General features: G+C 62.6%; 4 protein-coding genes. 2 read left to right on the forward strand and 2 right to left on the reverse strand.

Features of this window, described 5'->3' with window-relative positions:
- Positions 1-130: 130 nt before the first annotated feature.
- Positions 131-664 (reverse strand): FKBP-type peptidyl-prolyl cis-trans isomerase, encoded by a 534-nt coding sequence (locus CDE01S_RS17840; RefSeq protein ID WP_066710890.1) that lies wholly within the window; start codon positions 662-664, stop codon positions 131-133.
- A gap of 56 nt (positions 665-720) precedes the next feature.
- Here CDE01S_RS17840 and CDE01S_RS17845 point away from each other — a divergent pair, with 56 nt between their 5' ends.
- Together CDE01S_RS17845 and CDE01S_RS17850 are read left to right on the forward strand one after the other, a co-directional pair.
- Positions 721-1854, forward strand: coding sequence for a JmjC domain-containing protein (locus CDE01S_RS17845; protein WP_066710892.1), 1134 nt, complete (start codon positions 721-723; stop codon positions 1852-1854).
- Complete coding sequence (locus CDE01S_RS17850) at positions 1844-2365, forward strand: hypothetical protein (RefSeq protein WP_066710894.1); 522 nt, start codon at positions 1844-1846, stop codon at positions 2363-2365. Before CDE01S_RS17845 ends, CDE01S_RS17850 begins: the two co-directional genes overlap by 11 nt.
- Before the next feature lie 23 nt (positions 2366-2388).
- On the opposite strand, the gene CDE01S_RS18830 is transcribed toward CDE01S_RS17850, so the two are convergent.
- The coding region (locus CDE01S_RS18830) for a hypothetical protein (protein WP_218016550.1) at positions 2389-2778 on the reverse strand (390 nt) is incomplete at its 5' end.

Genomic DNA, 2778 nt, shown 5'->3' on the forward strand with positions numbered 1-2778 from the left:
CCCTAACTCCCTGTTACGGCTCACTGCGTGTAGCCGTCTCTCCCCCTCAGGGGGACAACCCCAGTGGCCCGGCGAAGCCGGTTCCACGGGGTTCCCCGCTTTGGGGCATTGGTGGGGCGCCGGATGTGCGTTAGTGCAGGTGGTCGCTGCCTGGGCCTTCTTCGTGCAGCGGGGCGATACGGAAGAAGCCGGTGCCGGCGGAGCCGCGGCCGACTTCTTCTTCAGTGGCTTCGCGCACGCCTTCGACCTTCATCGTCAGCCGCAGGGCGATGCCGGCCAGCGGGTGGTTGCCGTCGAGAACCACGTGCTCGGGGTAGAGCTCAGTCACGGTGTAGAGCATGTCCTTGGGTGCATCCGGGTTGCAGCCGGTCGGCAGGGCCGAGCCCTCAAGGGTCATGCCTTCTTCCAGTTCGGGCGGGAACAGCTGGCGGGACTCAAGGAACACAAGCTGCTCCTTGTAGTCGCCGAAAGCTTCTTCCGGCTCCAGCTGGAGCGCAACAGTAGCGCCAACACCGTGGCCTTGCAGGGCTTCCTCGATTTTCTTGAACAGGTCGTGACCGCCGATCAGGAACTCGACCGGTTCGTCGAGTACGTCCAGTTCCTCGCCCAAGGTGTCCTGAAGCTTCCAGGTCAGGGCGACCACACATTGCTGATTGATTTCCATAAGGCAGAATTGTCGCAGTTCGGCGTATCGTTTGCCGGCACAGACTGGAAATACCGATGGATGTCACCCAACCCCTGCAGCTGCTGGGAGGCCTGAGCCCCGAAGCCTTCATGAAGCGTTACTGGCACAAAAAACCGCTGCTGGTACGCCAAGCCATTCCCGGTTTCAAGCCCTTGCTGGCGCGTGCGGCGTTGTTCGAGCTGGCAGCGCAGGATGATGTGGAGTCCCGCCTGGTCGCTCTGGAGCGCAAGCGTGGCAAGCAGTCCTGGCGCCTGCGCCACGGGCCCTTTGCGCGTCGTGACCTGCCCCCACTCAAAACCCCGGAATGGACGCTGCTGGTGCAGGGGGTGGATCTGCACGTCGATGCCGCCCATGCCCTGATGAACCAGTTCCGCTTCGTGCCGGATGCACGGCTGGACGACCTGATGATCAGCTATGCCACCGACGGTGGCGGCGTGGGGCCGCACTACGACAGCTACGACGTGTTCCTGCTGCAGGCGCAGGGGCGCCGGCGCTGGCGCATCGGCCGGCGCTATGACACGACGCTGCGCGACGATGTGCCGGTCAAGATCCTGGCCAATTTCGTGCCAGAGCAGGAATTCATTCTGGAACCCGGCGACATGCTTTATCTGCCGCACCGTTACGCCCACGATGGGGTCGCGGTTGGCGGGGAGTGCATGACCTACTCCATCGGTTTCCGCTCGCCGGCGAGCGGTGAACTGGCGCAGGAGCTGCTGCAGCGCCTGGCCGAGGACGCGGCCGAAGAGGGGCGTGATGAACGCTACCGGGACCCCAAGCAATCCGCGGTTGGCACTCCGGCGGCGATACCTGTCGCCTTGCAGGACTTTGCAAGTCAGGCTCTGCAGAATGCGCTCAAGGATCCACAGGCGCTGGCGCGAGTGTTGGGCGAGCACCTGACCGAGCCGAAGTCCAGTGTCTGGTTCGAACCGGGCGACGTGGGTGCTCTTCAGGGGGGAGTCACGCTGGATCGGCGCACACGCATGATGTACGACGCGCATCACATCTTCATCAATGGCGAGGGTTACCGGGCCTCGGGACGCGACGCGACGCTGATGCGCCGGCTGGCCGACCAGCGCCGACTGGATGCGAAAGAACTGGAGCGCGCCAGTGAAGCGGCACGAGAGCTGCTGCAATCCTGGTGTGAGACGGGGTGGGTACATGGGTTCTGACGGCGCTGATGCCGGTCAGGGCGTGTCGGCGCATTTGCCGACTGGCCGTTTTTCAGGGCGCGAGGCGTTTGCGCAATGCGTGCGTGATGCGTTGACCTGCGCGGCTCGTGAGGGCTGGCGCGAAATCATCCTCAGTGATGCGACCTTTGCTGACTGGCCCTTGCATGAGCGCGCTGTGGTCGAGTCGCTGCAGGCCTGGGCGCGGACGGGGCGTCGTTTGTTGATGCTGGCCACCCGCTTTGATGCGGTACAACGTGACCAGCCCCGCTTTGTTTCTTGGCGACAAACCTGGGATCACATCATCGAATGTCGCCAGTGTCGAAATGCGGACCCCATCGACTTTCCCAGTGCGCTCTGGAGTCCGGCCTGGGTCATGCAGCGTCATGATGCGGTGCGCAGCGTTTTTGTCTGCGACACGGATGCGGCACGGCGGCTGGCCTTGCGGCAGACTCTTGAAGAGGCGCGACGCAATGGAACTCCGGCTTTCCCCGCTTCTACGCTAGGGCTTTGATGTGAAGAGCACGTAAGGGATTCTCAGGATTGTTTTTTCCCCATATAATTTGCGACTAAGCGAAACGGGCTCGAGCCGTTTCGCTTGGTCAATGCAATCTTGCATTGGCAATTTCCGGAAATTGTTTTTTTCAACTCATTAGGTAAACCAAATGAACAAAACCCTCGTTCTGGCTGCTGTGATCGCTGCCGCTGCTCTGGCTGCTTGTGGCAAAAAAGCTGAAGAGCCGGCTCCCGCTGCTCCCGCTCCGGCTGCTGCTCCCGCTCCGGCTGCTGCTCCCGCTCCGGCTGCTGACGCTTCCGCTCCCGCCGCCGCCCCGGCTGCTGACGCTGCTGCTCCGGCTGCCGCCCCCGCTGCTGCCAAGTAATTTTCGGCCTCAGCAAAAAAGCCACCTTTCGAGGTGGCTTTTTTTT

It is taken from the genome of Curvibacter delicatus NBRC 14919 (assembly GCF_001592265.1).
Taxonomy (GTDB): Bacteria; Pseudomonadota; Gammaproteobacteria; order Burkholderiales; family Burkholderiaceae_C; genus Hylemonella; species Hylemonella delicata.